Source organism: Arthrobacter sp. UYCu712 (assembly GCF_040547005.1).
Lineage (GTDB): Bacteria > Actinomycetota > Actinomycetes > Actinomycetales > Micrococcaceae > Arthrobacter.
Window position 1 is genome coordinate 71,365 of sequence record NZ_JBEPOZ010000007.1, and the last position, 17,767, is coordinate 89,131.

The following is a 17,767-nucleotide window of genomic DNA, read 5'->3' on the forward strand; positions in this document are numbered from 1 at the left end:
CCGGGGCCGGTGCGGTACCGCTCAGCTGAAACGCTGGGCGTTGTTCAGCTCGGCCTGGTCATAACTGGCCGCCGCCGAATTGAGCGCCAAGTTGATGGACGCCAGGGACGCCTCGACCCTGCCTTGGGTCAGCGTCCATTCGGCAACAAGTGCCTGGAAATTGCTCGCCGCGGATCCGCGCCAGCTGGCCTGCAGTTCATCCAGTCCGTGTTTCATGGCCTGGACGTCCGCGCTGATCCGCTCGACCGTGGCCTGAACGTTCGCTGATTTGAGCTGGAGGAGTTCCGTGTCGACGGAGATGATGCTCATGGGATGGCCTCTCGACAGTGCGGGGAAGCAGCCCCGGTCCGCCGGCATGAACACGACGGACCGGACGGGCTGCCTCGTCCGGAGCTTCCGGACGCCTCCAGCCTAGGCAGGGGGCGCCGTCCCGGACCGCGGCGATCCCGGCTATGTGGACAACGCGGCCGGGCAACAGGCCCGGCGGGTCTAGGCGTCGGCGGGGTCCTGCGCGCCCGTCCTGGCCTCGTCGGCCTCAATGTCATGTGCCACAGGCTCGTCTGCCACGGCCTCGTCGAGGAACGGAAGGCTCACCACCAGGGTGGCACCCCCGCCGTCGGTCTTCTCGACCCGGACCGTGCCGGAGTGCGATCCGACGATGGCCGCCACGATCGCGAGCCCCAGGCCGCTGCCGCCGGTCTCCCGGGTGCGGGAGGTGTCCGCGCGGTAGAACCGCTCGAAAACGCGGGCCGCTTCCTCCTCCGGGACCCCGGGGCCGTGGTCCCGGACCTCAATGACGGACTGCTGTGCCCCGTCAGGGGACGTCCGGACGCCGACGGCGAGTTCGATCGGGGTGCCCTCCGGCGTGTAGCGCAGCGCGTTGCCCACGAGGTTGCTGACCACTTGCCGGAGTTTGGACTCGTCGCCGAGCACCGGCGCGGGGGCGGCCGGACCGCCGTCGAGCCCCGCGAGGGAAATGGCGCGGCCGCGGTCGCTGGCCTGGGTGTCCACCACGGCGTCGTGCGCCAGCAGCAGCAGGTCGGCGGGCTTTTGCTGCAACGGACGCTGCTCGTCGATGCGGGCCAGCAGCAGCAGGTCCTCCACCATGGTGCCCATCCGCTTGGCTTCGCTCTCGATCCGCCCCATGGCGGTGGCGACGTCTTCCGGCGTGGCCAGCGCGCCGTGCCGGTACAGTTCCGAGAACCCGCGGATGGTCACCAGCGGGGTCCGCAGCTCGTGCGAGGCGTCGGCGGCAAAGCGGCGCATCCTCGCCTCGGAAGCCATCCGGGCGGCGAAGGCCGTCTCAATGTGCGCCAGCATGGCGTTGAGGGAGCTGCCCAGCCGGCCCACCTCCGTGTTGGGGTTTTCGATTTCCACCCGCCTCGAGAGATCACCGGCGGCAATGGCCGCCGCGGTCTTCTCCACGCGCGCCAACGGCCGGAAGGACCGGGAGATGCTCCACGTGGCGATCAGGAACGCCAGCACGAGGGTCAGCAGCCCGACGCCGACCACCACCAGGACGGCGTGTTCCATCACGGAATCCACCGGCGCGAGAGGCAGCCCGATCACCACTACGGAGGTGCGGTCGTTGTTGTCCACCACACTCAGGGCCACCACCCGCCAGTTGCGGCCGCCCGTCCCGCGGACCTGGTACGGCATCTGCTGGCGCACCCTGGCCTCGGCGGCGGAAATGTTGCTGATGTCCGGGCGGGATTCCTTGTCGCCGCCGAACGGGTAGGGCGGCAGCCCCGGGCTGAAGAGCACCAGCGAGTAGTCGGTGGGGATGCTCGGGTTCTGGTCCTGGAGCTGGCTGAAGGATTTCTCCTGGCGCACGGAATCGACGGCGGCCTTGAGCTTGTCGTCCACCTGGCCCTGCAGGTAGCTGTGCAGCAGTGTCAGCGTGCCGGCGCCCGTGGCGGTGAGCGCCACGAGCATCAGGGCCGTCATGATGGCGACGAGCTGCGACCTCAGCGACGCCGATTTCCAACGGTGCAGCAAGGTCAGCGCTTCTCTGACGTCCGCAGCACGTAGCCGACGCCGCGCTTGGTCTGGATCAGGGCCGGGGCGTCCGGATCGATGTCCACCTTGCGGCGCAGGTAGGAGATGTAGGACTCCACAATCGAGGCGTCGCCATTGAAATCGTATTCCCAGACGTGGTCCAGGATCTGGGCCTTGGACAGGACGCGGTTGGGGTTGAGCATGAGGTAGCGCAGGAGCTTGAATTCGGTGGGGGAGAGTTCAATCACCGTGCCGCCGCGGCGCACCTCGTGGGCGTCGTCGTCGAGCTCGAGGTCGTCCACCCGGATGACGGCGTCGTCGTCCTGCAGCGGCTGGGTCCGGCGCAGCACGGCGCGGATGCGCGCCACGACTTCATCGAGGCTGAACGGCTTGGTGACGTAGTCGTCGCCGCCGACGGTCAGTCCCATGACTTTGTCCTCGGTGTCGTCCTTCGCGGTCAGGAAGAGCACCGGGAAGTGTTTCCCCGCGGCCCGCAGCCGGCGGGTGACGGTGAAGCCGTCCATGTCCGGCAGCATGACATCCAGCACGGCGAGGTCGGGGGAGTGGAGTTCCGCCGCGGCCAGTGCCTCGCGCCCGCTGCCCGCAGAGACCACCTCGAAGCCGGCGAAACGGAGCGACGTGGAGAGCAGCTCGCGGATGTTGGGTTCATCATCGACGACGAGCAGCTTGGCTTCAGGACCGTTCTTTTTCATAGTTCCCATGATGCTCCCAGACTCTGGGAGTTTTCTGAATGGCAAATGTGTGTTGCATGGGCGGGATCTAGCCGGCCTTGCCCACATCGTTGGCGTCCATGATCCGGTAGGCGTAGCCCTGCTCGGCCAGGAAGCGCTGGCGTTTGGCCGCGAAATCCTGGTCCAGCGTGTCCCGGGCAACCAGCGAGTAGAAGCGTGCGGCCCGGCCGTCCTTCTTCGGACGCAGCAGCCGGCCCAGCCGCTGGGCCTCCTCCTGGCGGGAGCCGAAGGAACCGGAGACCTGGATCGCGACCGAGGCCTCGGGCAGGTCGATTGAGAAGTTGGCGACCTTGGACACCACAAGGGTCTGGACCTCGCCGGCGCGGAAGGCGTTGAAGAGCCGCTGGCGTTCCTTCACGGACGTGTCGCCCTTGATCACCGGGGCCCGGAGGCGCTCGCCGATCTCGTCCAGCTGGTCGATGTACTGCCCGATCACAAGCAGCTGCTCGCCGGCATGCTCGGCCACGAGCTGTTCCACCACAAGCGTCTTGGACTCGGACGTGGCGCACAGCCGGTACTTGTCCGCGTCCTCGGCCATCGCATAGGCCACGCGTTCCTCGCGCGGAAGGTCGATGCGGACCTCGACGCAGTCCGCCGGCGCGATGTAGCCCTGGGCCTCGATGTCCTTCCACGGCGCGTCGTAGCGCTTGGGCCCGATGAGGCTGAAGACCTCGCCCTCACGCCCGTCCTCGCGGACCAGGGTGGCGGTGAGGCCCAGCCGGCGGCGGGCCTGCAGGTCAGCGGTCATCCGGAAGATCGGAGCCGGCAGGAGATGGACCTCGTCGTAGATGATGAGCCCCCAGTCGTTGCCGTCCACGAGTTCCAGATGCGGGTACAGGCCGCCGCGCTTGGTGGTCAGCACCTGGTAGGTGGCGATCGTGACCGGCCGGACTTCCTTGACGGAGCCCGAATATTCGCCGATCTCTTCTTCGGTCAGGGACGTCCGTTTGAGCAGCTCGTCCTTCCACTGCCGTGCGGAGACTGTGTTGGTGACGAGGATCAGGGTGGTGGTGGAACTTGTGGCCATCGCGGCGGCGCCCACCAGGGTTTTGCCGGCGCCGCACGGGAGCACGACGACGCCGCTGCCGCCGGCCCAGAAGTTCTCCATCGCCAGCTGCTGGTACGGGCGGAGTTTCCAGCCCGTCTCGTTCAGCACGATCGGATGGGGCGTGCCGTCGACGTAGCCCGCCAAGTCCTCCGCCGGCCAGCCGATCTTGAGCAGCAGCTGCTTGAGCTGGCCGCGCTGGGAGGAATGCACCACCACGGTCTCGCCGTCGATCCTCGGCCCCAGGAGGGGCTGGATCTTCTTGGCCCGGCTGACCTCCTCCAGGACCGGGTAGTCCGAGGTCCGCATCACCAGGCCGTGTTGGGGATCCTTTTCGAGCCGCAGCCGGCCGTACCGGGACATGGTCTCTTCGACGTCGATCAGGAGGGAATGCGGCACCGGGAACCGGGAGTACTTCAGCAGCGTGTCGAGCACCTTCTCGGCGTCGAGCCCGGCGGCCCGGGCATTCCAGAGGCCCAGCGGCGTCAGCCGGTAGCTGTGCACGTGCTCCGGGGCGCGCTCCAGTTCGGCGAAGGCGGCGATGGCGTGCCGGGCTTCGGTGGCGAGCTCATGGTCGACTTCCAGCAGGATGGTTTTGTCACTCTGGACGATCAGCGGTCCGTCATTCACTGCAGCAATTCCTCAGCGGCTTCTACATCGATAATCCGGTGGACGGACAGGACGCGTTCTATTTCCTTTTCCGGGTCATAGACCCGCACCCGTCCACCGTTGACAGCTACCGGAACAACCGTTTCGCGGACGGCATTCCCCATGCTGTCCACCACGTTCATCACCACGCGCTGTTTGAGCCGGATTGCCTTCAGCAGGGTTTCCAGTCCCAGCTGCGTGGCCTCCTCGCTGCCGGGGACGGCGGCGGGCTGGCCGCCCGCTGCTGCGGCGGGCCGGCCGCTGCGGAGCACCGCCAACTGGGCGTCGACGTCGGACTCCGGCGGGGCTGTGCGCGGGGCGGTGTAGACCGGACGCGGGCCGCCGGACACCCCGACGGAGCGGCGCAGCCGGAGGACGGCGGACTCCTGTTCCTCCAGGGCCGGGGAAAGCCCCAGGCTCCGCAGGACCTGGGCGGTCTCCCGCGGCGCGGCGTGGGAGATCAACACGGTGGGCGCAATGCGCGCCAGCCCCAGGCCGGACGCGGCGGAGTTGTTGAGCAGTTCCAGCAGCGCCGTCTCGTCGTCGCCCTGGATGAAGCTGGCGGCTGCCCCGACGCGGAGCCTGGCGTGGCGGGCAGCGGTGTCCTCGATCAGGTAGCTGAGCGGTTGCGGGATGGCCGTGGCCGAATGCTGGCGCAGGAAGTCCAGCAGGGCCTGCGCGTCCTGGCCGGCATCGAGGGCGCGCCGGACCGACGCGACGGAGAACCGGTAGATGGTGGCCGGTCCCTGTCCCTCGGCGTCGGACATGGTCAGGAGTTTCTCGCTCAGTTCCGGAGCGAGGTAGCCCGGCGCCACGGCTGTCAGGTCCGCCTGCAGCAGCACATGGTTCAGTGCGGCGGGCAAGTGTTCGCCCAGGATGCCGAGCGCCGCATCGGGCTGCTCGGCGGCGATCGCCGACCCGATCTGGCTCAGCGCGCCGGAGCCGATGAGGCCGAGCATTTCGGCTTCGGCCAGGACTCCACGGACCAGGGAGCTGAAGCGCCGGGCCATCCGCGGCTGGGACCAATCGGCGCGTTCCAGGACGGCCGCGGCGTCCAGTACCGGGGCCTGGCCGTCCTGGGCCGGGGCTTCGAGCGTGAGTTCGTTCAGGATTTCCAGGATCCGTTTGCGGACGACCGGGGCGTCCGGGCGCTGGGCCTCGGCGGAGAGCGCGTTGATGGTGCTGCCGGCCGCGCCGCGGTGTGCTGCCGATCCCGGTGCGCCGCCGTTGATGGGCTGCCCCACGAGCGACGGTGCGCGCTCGCTGGCGAGCCAGGCATTGACCAGCCAGAGCCACTGTTCCTGGCGCGGCAGCGTCAGCCACTCCAGCTGGGGCGGCTGGATCCAGGCGGAGCTGTCGACGTCAAGGCGCAGCAGCCCGGAGAGACCGCACAGCTCCGCGAGTACACCGGCCTGGTGCAGTTCGATCCGCAGCGAGTCGGCCAGGCGCTTCATCTCCCGCACCCCCACGCCGCCGCTGCGCAGGGTGACCAGCGGCTGTTCCCGGACGACGTAGAGCAGCTCGCCGACCAGGCGCAGGGTCTCGGCGATTGCGCCCAGGGCCGCATTGCGGCGCAGCGCCGCGCTGGTGGTCCCCAGCCGGGGCGCCGGGGGAGCCAGCGCGAAGTTCTCGATCACGAACCCGCCGCGGAGCGCGACGCCGACGCTGTGCGGGAGTTCGACGTGCGCGGCGTCGAGCGGGACCAGCAGTCCGCGGGCCAGGAGCCAGTCCACGGGCCCGACGTCGGAGCTTTCGTTGACCACGGAGGCGCGGCGCTGCGCCTGGGGTACGGCACCCATGGCCCAGTTACCGAACCGGGCGAGCAGCGCCCTCGTGCGTTCCGGTGCGGCGGCCAGGATCTGCTGGAGGGATTCAGGCGCGGCGGTCCAGTGCTGCAGCGACAGGGCAGCCTCCATCGGTGTGGCGGCCGGGGAGATGGCGGCTCCGCTGCGGTGCAGTTCGCCGACGAGCTGGACCACGCGTTGCGCAAACGCCGGCTGCAGCCGCACGAGCTCGGTGTAGCTGCGCCCCAGCCCGGCCGGATAGATGCCGATGACGTCCTTCAGGCTGCCCACCGGGAGGTAGTGGCGGTGGCGTGCGGCAGTTGCCGGCGTGACGCCGTGCGGGGGCTCGGCGCGGTGTACCAGGGCCAGCTCCTGCAGCGAATGCAGCACGCGGTCGATCGCGGTGAGGGACGAGCCGTTGATCAGCTTCTTCAGCATGGCGGACGAGGCACTGTGTCCGGTGTCGGTGTTGGTGCACAGGTGAAGCGTCTCCAGCACCTGCATTTCGGGGCGGTTGAGCCGCTCCAGGGCGCGTTGCACGCTGACCCGGCCGCACGCCCGGGCGGCGAGGGCGGCGAAGTCCGGAACGCCGGGGGAGATGAGGTCCGGCCGCGCGGAGAACAAGGACCGCAACGAATCGTCGCTGCGGGCCTCCAGTTCCTTGCTGAGCGCGCGAATAAGGGACATCAGTCCAACGTTACCTTTCGCGCGGCTCTTGCGTCCGGCGCCGGGCCGCGATTCCGTCGACCACCAGGAGCAGCATGAGCAGGAAAGCAAGGGGGAGCCCGTAGAGAGCCACGGAAGTCACCCAGGCCGGAGCGACGACGTTGCCGAACGCCATGGCCATCACTGCGCCCACGGCAATCAGCGACAAAACGGCGGTGGCTGCCGCGGTGATCAGCAGGGGCCGCCGGAAGCGCAATGGTGTCATGGGGGCAACGCTAACAGTCCGGCTTCGCCCGCGCCTCACACCGTCATTGTCGACAAGGCAGGATAACCTTGAGGAAACAGACCAACACGGTCCGGGCAGCCATACCCTGAACCCGCATATCAATGCGGATGCGGTGGCCGCCGGCCGTGTCCCCAGCAGAACGAAGAAGGTTGATTACGTGCCTACCGGCAAGGTCAAGTGGTATGACAAGGAAAAGGGCTTCGGATTCCTCGCGGCGGAGGACGGCCAGGAGGTCTTCCTGCCTAAATCGGCGCTGCCCGAGGGTGTAACGGAGCTCAAGGCCGGTACCCGGGTGGAGTTCGGTGTGGCTGACGGGCGCAAGGGCGCCCAGGCCCTGGGCCTGCGCGTGCTGGACAAGACTCCGTCCATCGCCAAGGCCAAGCGTCCCAGCGCCAAGGACCTTGCCCCACTGGTGCAGGATCTGGTCTCTGTGCTGGACAACCTCTCCGGCACACTCTCCGCGGGCAAGTACCCGGAAGGCAACAAGGCCAAAGCGATCGCCGTCGCCCTCCGTAAGGTTGCCGACGAGCTGGACGCGTAGGGCCCCTGATGTCACTGGAACCTGAGGAAAACGTGCCGGCAACGGGCGGCGCAGCCGCAGCGCATGCCGCCGGGGCCAAGGCGCCGGGCTCGAAGCCCCGCGCCGGTGTGCCTGTCTGGCGCACCGGCAAGCCGGATGCCGTCCTGGCCGCCGCCGTCGACGCCGCGCGCACCGCGGTGGAGGGCATCGCCCCGGCCGAACAGATCGGACGCCACCTTGGCGCCCGCAGCGAGGGCGACCGGCTGGTCACCCACCTCTTCGAGTCCAAGCTGGCAGGTTACGGCGGCTGGCAGTGGTACGCCGTGCTCACCCGCAACTCCCGCTCCAAGGTGGTCACGGTCGACGAGCTCGGCCTGCTGCCCTCCGATGACTCGATCCTGGCCCCCGAATGGGTGCCGTGGGCGGAACGCGTCCGGCCCGAGGACGCCCAGGACGCCGACGCCGACGCCGCCGGGCAGGCCGCCACGGCCGCGGAGCCGGCAGCCGACGCGCCCGAGAGCGATTCTGACGTCGCTGACGGCATCGCCGCCGATGGCGACGATGAGTACGACGAGGACGAGGACGACGACGACGAGAGCGACGACGACGACGAGAACGACGACGAAGCCGCCGACGAGCAGCCGGCCAGCGAGGCTGACTAGCGGTTGGAACACTTCGGGATGAGGCGGGGTGAGGGCCGGACATGATGTCCACCTTCAAGTCCCTGCACATCCTGAACTACCGGATCTGGTTCATCGGGGCGCTCATCTCCAATATCGGCACCTGGATGCAGCGCACCGCCCAGGACTGGCTGGTCTTCGACCACCTCACCGAGCACGACGCCGGAGCCATGGGCATCACGATGGCCCTGCAGCTGGGACCGCAGCTGTTCCTCGCACCCGTGGCCGGGCTGGTGGCCGACCGCTTCAACCGCAAGCAGCTCCTTGTCATGACGCAGTCCGCCATGGCACTGCTGAGCGCGGCTCTGGGCATCCTGGTGGTTTCCGGTGCGGCGCAGCTCGGGCACGTGTACGGCTTTGCCCTGCTGCTCGGCGTGGTCTCCGCCCTGGACGCGCCCGTGCGCCAGACCTTCGTGTCCGAACTGGTCCGCGACGACTACCTGCCCAACGCCGTGGCGCTCAACAGCGCCTCCTTCAACGTGGCCCGGATGATCGGACCCGCAGTGGCCGGTATCCTCACCGTTGCCGTCGGCCCGGGCTGGGTCTTCCTGATCAACACGGTCACCTTCCTGGCACTGCTGCTGAGCCTGTGGACGATTCCCACTGCCTCGCTCCGCCAGCTTCCCCGGGCGCCGGCCGGCAAGGGCCGCATCCGTGAGGGCCTGCGCTACGTGCGCTTCCGGCCCGACATCGTGGTAGTGCTGGTCGCGGTGTCGATCGTGGGAACCCTGGGACTGAACTTCGTCCTGTTCATCGCCGCCATGGTCGGCACCGAATTCGGTCTGGACGCCGGCGCCTTCGGACTGATGAATTCCATCATGGCCATCGGCTCCGTCGCCGGGGCCCTGATCTCCGCCGGACGGAGCAAGCCCAGGCTGCGGATCATTTTCGGGGCCGCCGGCGCATTCGGCATCACCTCGGGCATCGCCGCACTCGCCCCCAGCTACTTCTGGTTCGGGGTGGCGCTGGTGCCCGTGGGCCTCTTCGCGATCACCATGATGACCAGCGCCAACGGCTACGTCCAGACCACCACGGACCCCGTGATGCGCGGCCGGGTGATGGCCCTCTACATGGCGATCTTCATGGGCGGAACGCCGATCGGTGCCCCGCTGGTGGGCTGGGTGGCCAACGTCGCCGGTGCCCGCTGGTCGATGGGCGTCGCGGCAGCCTCGGGCGTCCTCGCCGCCGTCATCGGCCTCCTCTGGATCACCCGGGCCCAAAAGCTGCGGATCCGTTTCGACCGCAGGGCCCGCGGGCTGCACCATTTCCGGCTCGAATCCGGCCACGCCGCAGGCACTATCGCAGGCACAACCGCAGGCACTTACAGCGGCGCTTCCGGCGGCACTTCCGGCGGAGCCGGCAACGCAAACGGCGCCGCCCGGGACCAGAACCCGGACGACGCCGTCGAACGCTGAGACCCGACCGTCACGCCGGGCGCAGCGGAGCTACTTCTTGAGTTCGGCCACCACGAAGTCGATGCATTCGAGCAGCGCCGAGACGTCGTCGGGTTCGATCGCCACGAACGTCGCGATGCGAAGCTGGTTGCGCCCGAGCTTGCGGTACGGCTCGGTGTCCACAATGCCGTTGGCGCGGAGCACCTTGGCGATGGCCGCCGCGTCGATCGAGTCGTCGAAGTCGATTGTCGCGATCACATTCGAACGGTCCTCGGCCCGGGCTACGAACGGGGTGGCGTATTCGGAAGCTTCGGCCCATCGGTAGATCCGCCCTGCGGAGTCCGCGGTCCGGCCGGCGGCGAAATCCAGGCCGCCGTTGGCGTTCAGCCACTGCACCTGGGCGTCCAGGGTCACCAGGGTGGCCAGCGCCGGGGTGTTGTACGTCTGGTTGAGCCGGGAATTGTCGATCGCCGTCTGCAGGTCCAGGAAGTCCGGGATCCACCGGTCGCCGGCCTTGATGCCCGCCGCACGTTCCAGGGCGGCGGGGGAGAACAGGCCAAGCCACAGGCCGCCGTCGGAGGCGAAGTTCTTCTGCGGGGCAAAGTAGTACACGTCCGTTTCGGACACGTCGACGTCGAGCCCGCCGGCCGCGGAGGTGGCGTCAACCAGCACGAGCGAACCGTCGTCGGCGCCGGACACGCGCTGGACCGGGGCGGCGACGCCGGTTGAGGTCTCATTCTGGGGCCACGCATAGACATCGACGCCGGCCTCGGCGCGGGCGGCCGGGCGGGTGCCGGGCTCGGACTTGATGATGGACGAGTCGGCCAGGAACGGAGCCTTGTTGGTGGCCGAGGCGAACTTCGACCCAAACTCGCCGAAGGACAGGTGCTGGGCCTTGTTCTGCACCAGGCCAAAGCTGGCAATGTCCCAGAAGGCGGTGGAGCCACCGACGCCCAGAATGACCTCATAGCCCTCAGGAGCGCGGAAGAAGTCGCTGAGTCCGCTCCGGACCGAGCCCACGAGGTTCTTGACCGGCGCCTGGCGGTGGGAGGTTCCCAGCAGTGACGCGGAGGCGGCGAGGGCCTCCAGCTGTTCCGGACGGACTTTGGACGGTCCGGCGCCGAACCGGCCGTCCTTGGGCAGGAGGTTTGCGGGAATCGTGATGCTGGTGTCGCTCACAGTGGCTCCAATTTTCGGCTGGTACAAAGCGTGGCTTGGGAGGTGGCCCGGCAGGGTGGCTGCAACGGAGACTCCTTTTCATTCTGCCTGACTGCCGCGTGCGGGCGGGAAAAGAGTCCGTCATAGTCCGGTCATTGAGACAGCGGCGCCGGCCTGCGGGCACGGCCGGGATTTTTATCCGGAGTAATTCAAAATAGGCTAAGCTGTCTTGCGAACGTACGGCGGATCCCGCCGGGCACGCTGCCCCCGGCCGGCACACGGTAGCGTGGGCGCGGTACGGTGGGAAAGACGCAAGGACGGCGCTCGAGGAGCTGAGCTGAATGACGGATCTGATCGATACAACCGAGATGTATTTGCGGACCATCCTGGAACTTGAAGAAGAGAACATCGTCGCCCTCCGCGCCCGCATCGCCGAACGGCTGCGCCACTCCGGCCCCACCGTCTCGCAGACTGTCGGCCGGATGGAGCGCGACGGACTGGTGGTGGTTTCCGGTGACAGGCATCTTGAGCTGACCGAAACGGGCCGGAAGCGCGCCGTCGGGGTCATGCGGAAGCACCGGCTGGCCGAGCGGCTGCTGGCCGACGTCATCGGCCTCGACTGGGCCTACGTCCACGAGGAAGCCTGCCGCTGGGAGCACGTGATGAGCGAGCGCGTGGAGCGGCGGATCTTCGAGTTGCTCAACCACCCCACGGTCTCTCCGTATGGAAATCCGATCCCGGGGCTCGCTGAGCTGGGCGGCCTGCCGTCCCAGCCCTACGGCGTTGGCATCGTGAACCTGCTGGAGGCGATGGCCGGTTACGGCGCCGGTTCCCGCATCACGGTGAACCGGCTGGCCGAGCCCATCCAGGTGGAACCGGAACTGCTCGTCCAGCTCGACGAGGGTGGCATCCGTCCCGGCGCCCTCCTGTCCCTGGAGCGCGTCGGGGAGTACATTTCCGTCCGTGTTCCGGACATCGAGGGAGCCCTGGAACTGCCCCCCGAGGTTGCCGCCCACGTCTTTGTTACCGTCGGTTAACCTGCCCGTACTCACACCTCGTGGGAGGACCCATCAGTTGTGCACAGCCGAGATCACGGGATTATTACTGGGCGGCTTAATCGCCTATAGTTAATCAGCAGTACCGATACCAAAGCGTTATCTGATCCGAAGCCGAGCTCTGCCAGCGGATCAGTCGCAGAGTCACCTTCTGGCAGGGGCGGGGGAACCACTTCCGGCTGTTCAGCAGCCTTGGGGTGAAGTCCGTCAGCGGCAAGCACGCTCCACCGAGGGATTTTCCATTGGCTTCCTCTGTGCCTGAATGCTTGTTCACGGCGGACCGGGTCTTTGAACTCTCTGACCCGAATCCGACAGCTAACTTCGCAGGCTATCCAGAGAGGAACCGTTCTTGACCACCCAGACCACCAGGGGCCGCCGTCGTGCGACCGGCCCCGCTCCGGAGCCGCGCCCGGCCCTTGCCTTCACGGCAGAGCGCCCGCGTGACGCGCACCGCGATGAACGCCGGGACCGCCGGAGCCCGTTCCGCCAGGTAACGGACTTTGCCGCCGCCAGCGGTGTGGGGCAAAAGGCCGGCATTGCCCTGGCCGCCACGGGCCTGGTCCTGACGGTAACTGTTCCCGCCACCGGCCCGGTCATGGCCACCGACGCCGGCTCGAATAGCGCGGTTTCCGCGTCGGCGCAGCCGAACGTGACCGCCGAGTCTGCCGCCAAGATCGATTTCAGCCGCACCGCCGTGAGCACCAAGGGCGATCCGGACGGCAAGCTGAAGCAGCTGTTGAGCGCCCAGTCCGTCGGCAGCATCACACGCGCCGCGTCTTCCGGCAGCCTCGGCGCCCCCCTTGACCAGATGGTTACAGCCTCACCCTTCGGCTACCGTGTCAGTCCCATCACCGGCGGCTCGGGCGAGTTCCACCGCGGCCAGGACTACGCCGCGCAGTGCGGAACCGCAGTCCACGCGGCCGCCAGCGGCACCGTGACGTTCACCGGATGGCACCCCTTCGGCGGCGGAAACCGCGTCGTGATCGACCACGGCAACGGCCTGGAGACCACGTACAACCACTTGTCCTCCTCAAGCGTCCGCGTCGGCCAGCAGGTCACCCGTGGCGACGTTGTGGCCATGAGCGGGACCACCGGCGCCTCCACCGGCTGCCACTTGCACTTCGAAGTGATGGTCAACGGCGACGTCGTGGACCCCACAGGCTGGCTCTAAATAGCCGATGGATGACTCTCGCATTCTTATGACACGCCGTGATCTGAATGTGACATTGACTCCCAACTGCTGTACCGTATGAAGTACGCCAACTTCTCCGAAGTTGGCGCTCTTGAGTGGATTGCCTAGCTCTGCCACCGCTCAAGGTCCGTTCGCATCACATCGTCTGGCAGGGGCGGGGGAACCAATTTTGGCCTTCGAAAGAAGGCCTTGGGGTTAAGTCGCAAAAGCTTCCCAGGAAGCAGCGCGGCCGGGTGACTCCCATCCGAATCCGACAGCTCACCTCGCAGGCATTGGGAGAGGCTACTTTCGTGTCTTCACGCCACAATGCTGCGCTTCGCAGCGCTTGCGCGGCTCTTTCGAGCCCGCTGAAATCCATGACCCGTGCCGCCCTTGCCGGCGCCCGGACTGGATCTCACTCCGCCGACTCAATCTCAGCCGAGTCCGGCCCGCAGGCCAAGCACCTGCATGCAGTTCCCGCTTTTGGCGCGTCTTCGCAGTACACCCTTCGCTAAGTAACCCATTCGGGGCGATCCGGCGTACCCCCAAGATGCCGGAGCGTCCTCAGTTCGCGCCTGAAAAGTGCGATCCAAGGATCACGAAAGAGAGAACTTAATGACCACTCGTGCAAACACTGCACGGCACCGCGCCGAGGTCACCAAGACCAACTCGCTTGCTGTCATTGCCAAGGCTGTCGGCGACAACGCCGGAACCATGGGCCGCCAGGCCGCGGTTGTTGCTGCTGCTTCAGGCCTCGTCCTGACCAGCGGTATCGCGGCCAACGCTGCTGAGACCAACGTCCAGCGCGAATCCACTTCCGCTTCGGCCCTCGAAGTCCAGTCCGGCACCCCGGCAACGATTTCGGCTGCATCCACCATTGCCATCTCTTACGAGAAGCCGGCCGTTTCCACTTCACCGGCTCCGGTCGTCGCGAAGCCGCTCGTCAAGGTCCAGGACTCCAAGGCCGGCGCCACCGGCGCCCAGGCCGGCGCTTCGGTCGCCGCAACGGGATCGGCCGTTGCCAGCGGCAACGGTGCTGCCATCGCCGCCGCCGCCTATGCCCAGCTCGGCGTCGCACAGGACTGCACCGCCCTGGCCACGAACGCCCTGGCCGCCGCAGGCATCAACTTCCACGGCTGGCCGGCCGGCTACCTGTCCCTTGGCCGCACCGTGGGTGCCGCTGAGGCCCGCCCGGGCGACCTCGCGTACTACAAGAACGGCGGCGTCGGCATGGCCCACATCGCTGTCTACGTCGGCAACGGCATGGCCGTCCACGGCGGCTGGAACGGCGGAACCACCGCACTTTACAGCGTGAACGTCGGTTCCGGCCCGGTCTTCATCCGCGTCGGCGGCTAAGCATTTAGCCTCCAAAGCTTCAAAAATCGAGAGGACCCCCGCCCCTGTGGCGGGGGTCCTCTTGCGTCCCGGGCAGGGATCGTCCTGAAGACACGCATACCGCCGCGGATCAAAAATTCGGTGATCCGGCCCTTCGGTGTTTACTCTTGTGGTGTCGATCCATAGCCCGACCATGCAGAGGGCAGCCGGCCCTCGTGCCCCTGGCGGGTGCGGCCGTGAAGAGGTATGCGGATGCGCACTCTCGTTCTGAATGCTGGATATGAACCGCTCGCGGTAATCACCTTCCGCCGGGCGCTTGTTCTTGTGCTTACCGGAAAGGCCAGTGTGGTGGCCGAAGGCGACGATCCAGTCGTCGGGCCACAGGACATACTGGGGCGGCCGTCGGTGATCCTGCTGAACCGCTACATCCGGCCCCGGTACAACACGATGACGGCTGTCAGCCGCCGCGGTGTGCTGCGCCGGGACGGGCAGCGCTGCGCATACTGCGGCAAGGCAGCCCACACCATTGACCACGTCCAGCCCAAGTCCAGGGGCGGAGCCGATTCCTGGGAAAACCTCGTGGCGGCCTGCCTGCGCTGCAACAACGCCAAAGGGGACCACACTCCTGCGGAGATGGGCTGGAAGCTCAGCTTCGTCCCGGGACCGCCCAAGGGCACCACGTGGCAGATCAAGGAACTGGAAAAGCCGACGCCGGCCTGGGATCCTTTCCTCCTGCCGGAATCCGCAGCCTGACCCCACTGCCCGCCAGTACTGCCAGTCGCCGCGCTAGGCTGGGCCGGTGGACTTCGATGCTGTCATTCTCGCCGGCGGGCGCTCCTCACGCTTGGGCGGCTCGTCCAAGGCCGGTCTCCTGATCGGCGGCCAAACCCTCCTGGAACGCTCGCTCCGGGCAGCACGCGGTGCCCTCACTGTTGTCGTCGTCGGACCGGACCCCGGCACGCTTCCGCCCGGCGTGCTGGTCTGCCGTGAGGAGCCGCCCTTCGCGGGACCCGCCGCCGCCATCGGCGCCGGCCTCGCCGCGCTGGAGTCCCACCATGCCCGGCCTGACGGTCCCGGCCGCGCGCCGGCCCTGACACTTGTCCTGGCCTGCGATATGCCCGGGGTGGATGCCGCAGTCGGGTCGTTGCGCGAGGCCGTCGGCACCGGACCGGCCGGCGACGGCGTCATGGCTGTCTCGGCAGACGGGCGCAGGCAGCCCCTCGTCGGTTTTTATGGCACAGCCGCGCTACAACGATCCGTCGCCGAAGCCGCACGGCGGGGCGCGCTGGCAGACGCCTCGGTATTCGCCCTTCTTGCTAGTCTTGACGTGCGGGGAATTCGAGTTGCCCCCGGTGCCACGGATGACGTGGACACCTGGGACGATGCCGCCGCACTAGGGGTATCCGGCCGGATTCCGGGCCATCAGCCGGACCAGCGGCCCGGAGCTCCTCGACTGAAACCGACTTTGGAGGCAAACGGTGAAGAGCCAGGATGAAACTCTGGAAGATTGGTGCCGTGCCCTGCTTCAGGCCCTCGAGCTGGAGGATGTCGAGATCGACGTCAATGAGGTCCTCGCGCTTGCCGGGGTGGCCGCGCACTCGGTGGTCCGTCCCGCCGCCCCGCTGACTACCTTCATCGCCGGCTTTGCCGCCGGTCTCGCCTCCGGCTCGGGCCAGGCCACGGACGAGGTGTCGATGCAGGCGGCGATCGGCGTGGCCAGGAAGCTCGCCAAGGACTACGCGGCCACCGAAGCCTCCGGGGCATGACGCCGGCGACCCCTCGTGGCAGTTCTGCTGCCGGCGACAGCCCTGTGCCCGGCCCGTCCGTGCCCGGCCCGTCCCTGCCCGGCCCGTCCGCGGCCGGCGACGAAGGTCCCGGCGGTGAAGAGCCCGGCGAAACCGCACCGCAGTCGAATCCGCACAAGCACCTGGCACACACCTGGCAGGAGGCCAGGCAGCTGGCCTTCGACTGCGCTGCCCCCCTTCCCGCCGCACCGGCGGCCCTGGGAAACGCCTTGGGCCGAACCCTCGCAGCCGACGTCGAGGCGCTGCAGGACATCCCGCACTATGCTTCCTCTGCCATGGACGGCTGGGCGGTCAACGGCAGCGGGCCCTGGATCTTGGCGGAGCCCGGCCAGCGGCTGGCCCCGCACCAGGCGAGCCCGATCGTCACCGGCGGGTTGATCCCGCCTGGCGCCAAGGCGGTGCTCCGCAGCGAAAACGGCATTGTTGCTCCGGATGAAGACGGCCTGCCGGCCCTGAAGACCAGCGGTTCCGCCAAACCCGGGGAACCGCGGAACGGTGAACATATCCGCAAAGCCGCGGAAGAAGCCGCGGCCGGCGAGCTGCTGATCAAAAGCGGCACCGTGCTCAATCCCGCCCACCTGGCCCTGGCCGCGCTGGCGGGACACGACACCCTCCCGGTCCTGGGCAAGCCGGTTGTCCGGCTCGTGCTCACCGGCTCCGAGGTGGTCCCATCCGGGCTCCCGCAGCCGGGACAGGTCCGCGACACCTTCGGCCCGCAACTGGCAGGCGTGGTCGGGATGCTCGGCGGAATCTGCAGCGGCGAAGTGAAGATCGGGGACAGCTATTCCGAATGGCTGGCCGCCCTCGAGGACAACGAACCCCCCGCAACGGACCCCGCGGCCTCCGGACCCGCGGAGGAAACCGGACTGGAAAACCTGCCCGCCGACGTCGTCATCACCACCGGGGGCACCGGCCGATCGGGCACGGATCATTTCCGGCGCTCTGTCGCCGAGCTCGGCGGCCGGCTCCTGATCGACGGCATCGCGATGCGGCCCGGCCATCCCGCCGTGCTCGCCGAACTGCCGGACGGCCGGTTCATCATTGGCCTGCCCGGGAATCCGCTGGCGGCCATGATGGCGCTGTCGACCCTGGCGGCCCCGCTCCTGGCGGCCCTGGGCCACGGGGCCATGCCGCCGGTCGGCGAGGTCCCCTGCGGATCGACGATCGAGCCGGACCCCGGCCGGACGCGGTTGATGCCTTTCAGGCTCCTGTACGGCATGGCCTCGCCGGCCCAACACGCCGGGCCCGGGATGATGCGGGGGCTGGCCGCGGCGGACGGCGTGCTGGTGGTGCCGCCGCACGGCGTCCAGCTGGGGGAGCCCGTGCCGGCCTTCGCCCTTCCGTGGGGCGCCGCCCTCCCGGAACCGGGATCGGCGGGGACGAAGGCCAAAACGCCCCCGAAGCGTGCCGCCCGGAAGCCGGCCGGCTCCGACGGGCCGGTTGACTGGAGCGCACTGCTTGGCTGAACCT

The 17,767-nt window shown here is 68.2% G+C and carries 17 protein-coding genes and 2 riboswitches; of the genes, 10 read left to right on the top strand and 7 right to left on the bottom strand.

All coding sequences use genetic code 11. The features are described 5' to 3' along the window. Positions 1 to 21: 21 nt before the first annotated feature. The 6 genes from ABIB51_RS09185 to ABIB51_RS09210 form a co-directional block, all read right to left on the bottom strand. Entirely contained in the window at positions 22 to 309 is a 288-nt protein-coding gene (locus ABIB51_RS09185; protein WP_354187636.1) for a WXG100 family type VII secretion target, read from the bottom strand. 180 nt (positions 310 to 489) lie between these two features. Continuing rightward, positions 490 to 1,998 (bottom strand): sensor histidine kinase, encoded by a 1,509-nt coding sequence (locus ABIB51_RS09190; protein WP_354187637.1) that lies wholly within the window; start codon positions 1,996 to 1,998, stop codon positions 490 to 492. A gap of 2 nt (positions 1,999 to 2,000) precedes the next feature. Further along, a complete protein-coding gene (locus ABIB51_RS09195) occupies positions 2,001 to 2,711 on the bottom strand; it encodes a response regulator transcription factor (RefSeq protein ID WP_354187638.1) in 711 nt (236 codons plus the stop codon). A gap of 67 nt (positions 2,712 to 2,778) precedes the next feature. After that, positions 2,779 to 4,425 (bottom strand): DNA repair helicase XPB, encoded by a 1,647-nt coding sequence (locus tag ABIB51_RS09200; RefSeq protein WP_354187639.1) that lies wholly within the window; start codon positions 4,423 to 4,425, stop codon positions 2,779 to 2,781. Beyond that, positions 4,422 to 6,914, bottom strand: a complete 2,493-nt coding sequence (locus ABIB51_RS09205) for a helicase-associated domain-containing protein (RefSeq protein WP_354187640.1) — start codon at positions 6,912 to 6,914, stop codon at positions 4,422 to 4,424. The genes ABIB51_RS09200 and ABIB51_RS09205 overlap by 4 nt, the downstream gene beginning before the upstream one ends. Positions 6,915 to 6,924: 10 nt before the next feature. Further along, a complete protein-coding gene (locus ABIB51_RS09210; protein WP_354187641.1) occupies positions 6,925 to 7,158 on the bottom strand; it encodes a hypothetical protein in 234 nt (77 codons plus the stop codon). Positions 7,159 to 7,336: 178 nt separating this feature from the next. Here ABIB51_RS09210 and ABIB51_RS09215 point away from each other — a divergent pair, with 178 nt between their 5' ends. From ABIB51_RS09215 to ABIB51_RS09225, 3 genes are read left to right on the top strand one after another with little or no spacing between them, the layout of a single operon-like run. Further along, positions 7,337 to 7,720, top strand: a complete 384-nt coding sequence (locus ABIB51_RS09215; protein ID WP_354187642.1) for a cold-shock protein — start codon at positions 7,337 to 7,339, stop codon at positions 7,718 to 7,720. An 8-nt stretch (positions 7,721 to 7,728) separates the two neighbouring features. After that, positions 7,729 to 8,361, top strand: coding sequence for a DUF3027 domain-containing protein (locus ABIB51_RS09220; RefSeq protein ID WP_354187643.1), 633 nt, complete (start codon positions 7,729 to 7,731; stop codon positions 8,359 to 8,361). 44 nt (positions 8,362 to 8,405) lie between these two features. Then, complete coding sequence (locus ABIB51_RS09225; RefSeq protein WP_354187737.1) at positions 8,406 to 9,794, top strand: MFS transporter; 1,389 nt, start codon at positions 8,406 to 8,408, stop codon at positions 9,792 to 9,794. Between the two features lie 30 nt (positions 9,795 to 9,824). On the opposite strand, the gene serC is transcribed toward ABIB51_RS09225, so the two are convergent. Then, complete coding sequence (gene serC, locus ABIB51_RS09230) at positions 9,825 to 10,952, bottom strand: phosphoserine transaminase (protein WP_354187644.1); 1,128 nt, start codon at positions 10,950 to 10,952, stop codon at positions 9,825 to 9,827. A 320-nt stretch (positions 10,953 to 11,272) separates the two neighbouring features. Here serC and ABIB51_RS09235 point away from each other — a divergent pair, with 320 nt between their 5' ends. The 7 genes from ABIB51_RS09235 to ABIB51_RS09265 all read left to right on the top strand — a co-directional run bounded on the left by ABIB51_RS09235 (position 11,273) and on the right by ABIB51_RS09265 (position 17,763). Then, positions 11,273 to 11,968 carry an iron-dependent transcriptional repressor DtxR gene (locus tag ABIB51_RS09235; RefSeq protein WP_354187645.1) on the top strand — a complete coding sequence of 232 codons (696 nt, stop codon included), beginning with the start codon at positions 11,273 to 11,275 and terminating at the stop codon, positions 11,966 to 11,968. Between the two features lie 150 nt (positions 11,969 to 12,118). Continuing rightward, positions 12,119 to 12,331, top strand: a riboswitch (cyclic di-AMP (ydaO/yuaA leader). 4 nt (positions 12,332 to 12,335) lie between these two features. Next, positions 12,336 to 13,157, top strand: a complete 822-nt coding sequence (locus tag ABIB51_RS09240) for a M23 family metallopeptidase (protein WP_354187646.1) — start codon at positions 12,336 to 12,338, stop codon at positions 13,155 to 13,157. 136 nt (positions 13,158 to 13,293) lie between these two features. Then, positions 13,294 to 13,464: riboswitch (cyclic di-AMP (ydaO/yuaA leader) on the top strand. 308 nt (positions 13,465 to 13,772) lie between these two features. Then, a complete protein-coding gene (locus ABIB51_RS09245; protein WP_354187647.1) occupies positions 13,773 to 14,513 on the top strand; it encodes an NlpC/P60 family protein in 741 nt (246 codons plus the stop codon). 231 nt (positions 14,514 to 14,744) lie between these two features. Continuing rightward, positions 14,745 to 15,245 (top strand): HNH endonuclease, encoded by a 501-nt coding sequence (locus ABIB51_RS09250; RefSeq protein WP_354187648.1) that lies wholly within the window; start codon positions 14,745 to 14,747, stop codon positions 15,243 to 15,245. A 46-nt stretch (positions 15,246 to 15,291) separates the two neighbouring features. Continuing rightward, the gene (gene mobA, locus ABIB51_RS09255) at positions 15,292 to 15,987 is read left to right on the top strand and encodes a molybdenum cofactor guanylyltransferase (RefSeq protein WP_354187649.1); all 696 of its coding nucleotides are present in this window, start codon (positions 15,292 to 15,294) and stop codon (positions 15,985 to 15,987) included. Next, positions 15,971 to 16,258, top strand: coding sequence for a DUF6457 domain-containing protein (locus tag ABIB51_RS09260; protein WP_354187650.1), 288 nt, complete (start codon positions 15,971 to 15,973; stop codon positions 16,256 to 16,258). The genes mobA and ABIB51_RS09260 overlap by 17 nt, the downstream gene beginning before the upstream one ends. Beyond that, positions 16,255 to 17,763, top strand: coding sequence for a molybdopterin-binding protein (locus ABIB51_RS09265; protein ID WP_354187651.1), 1,509 nt, complete (start codon positions 16,255 to 16,257; stop codon positions 17,761 to 17,763). The genes ABIB51_RS09260 and ABIB51_RS09265 overlap by 4 nt, the downstream gene beginning before the upstream one ends. The last annotated feature ends 4 nt before the right edge of the window (positions 17,764 to 17,767 follow it).

Excerpts from the sequence above, each read along its gene's own strand:
- ABIB51_RS09185 (WP_354187636.1), bottom strand. The coding sequence starts at position 309 with ATGAGCATCATCTCCGTCGACACGGAACTCCTCCAGCTCAAATCAGCG.
- ABIB51_RS09195 (WP_354187638.1), bottom strand. The coding sequence starts at position 2,711 with ATGAAAAAGAACGGTCCTGAAGCCAAGCTGCTCGTCGTCGATGATGAA.
- ABIB51_RS09205 (WP_354187640.1), bottom strand. The coding sequence starts at position 6,914 with ATGTCCCTTATTCGCGCGCTCAGCAAGGAACTGGAGGCCCGCAGCGAC.
- ABIB51_RS09210 (WP_354187641.1), bottom strand. The coding sequence starts at position 7,158 with ATGACACCATTGCGCTTCCGGCGGCCCCTGCTGATCACCGCGGCAGCC.
- ABIB51_RS09220 (WP_354187643.1), top strand. The coding sequence starts at position 7,729 with ATGTCACTGGAACCTGAGGAAAACGTGCCGGCAACGGGCGGCGCAGCC.
- ABIB51_RS09225 (WP_354187737.1), top strand. The coding sequence starts at position 8,406 with ATGTCCACCTTCAAGTCCCTGCACATCCTGAACTACCGGATCTGGTTC.
- ABIB51_RS09235 (WP_354187645.1), top strand. The coding sequence starts at position 11,273 with ATGACGGATCTGATCGATACAACCGAGATGTATTTGCGGACCATCCTG.
- ABIB51_RS09245 (WP_354187647.1), top strand. The coding sequence starts at position 13,773 with ATGACCACTCGTGCAAACACTGCACGGCACCGCGCCGAGGTCACCAAG.
- ABIB51_RS09250 (WP_354187648.1), top strand. The coding sequence starts at position 14,745 with ATGCGCACTCTCGTTCTGAATGCTGGATATGAACCGCTCGCGGTAATC.
- ABIB51_RS09265 (WP_354187651.1), top strand. The coding sequence starts at position 16,255 with ATGACGCCGGCGACCCCTCGTGGCAGTTCTGCTGCCGGCGACAGCCCT.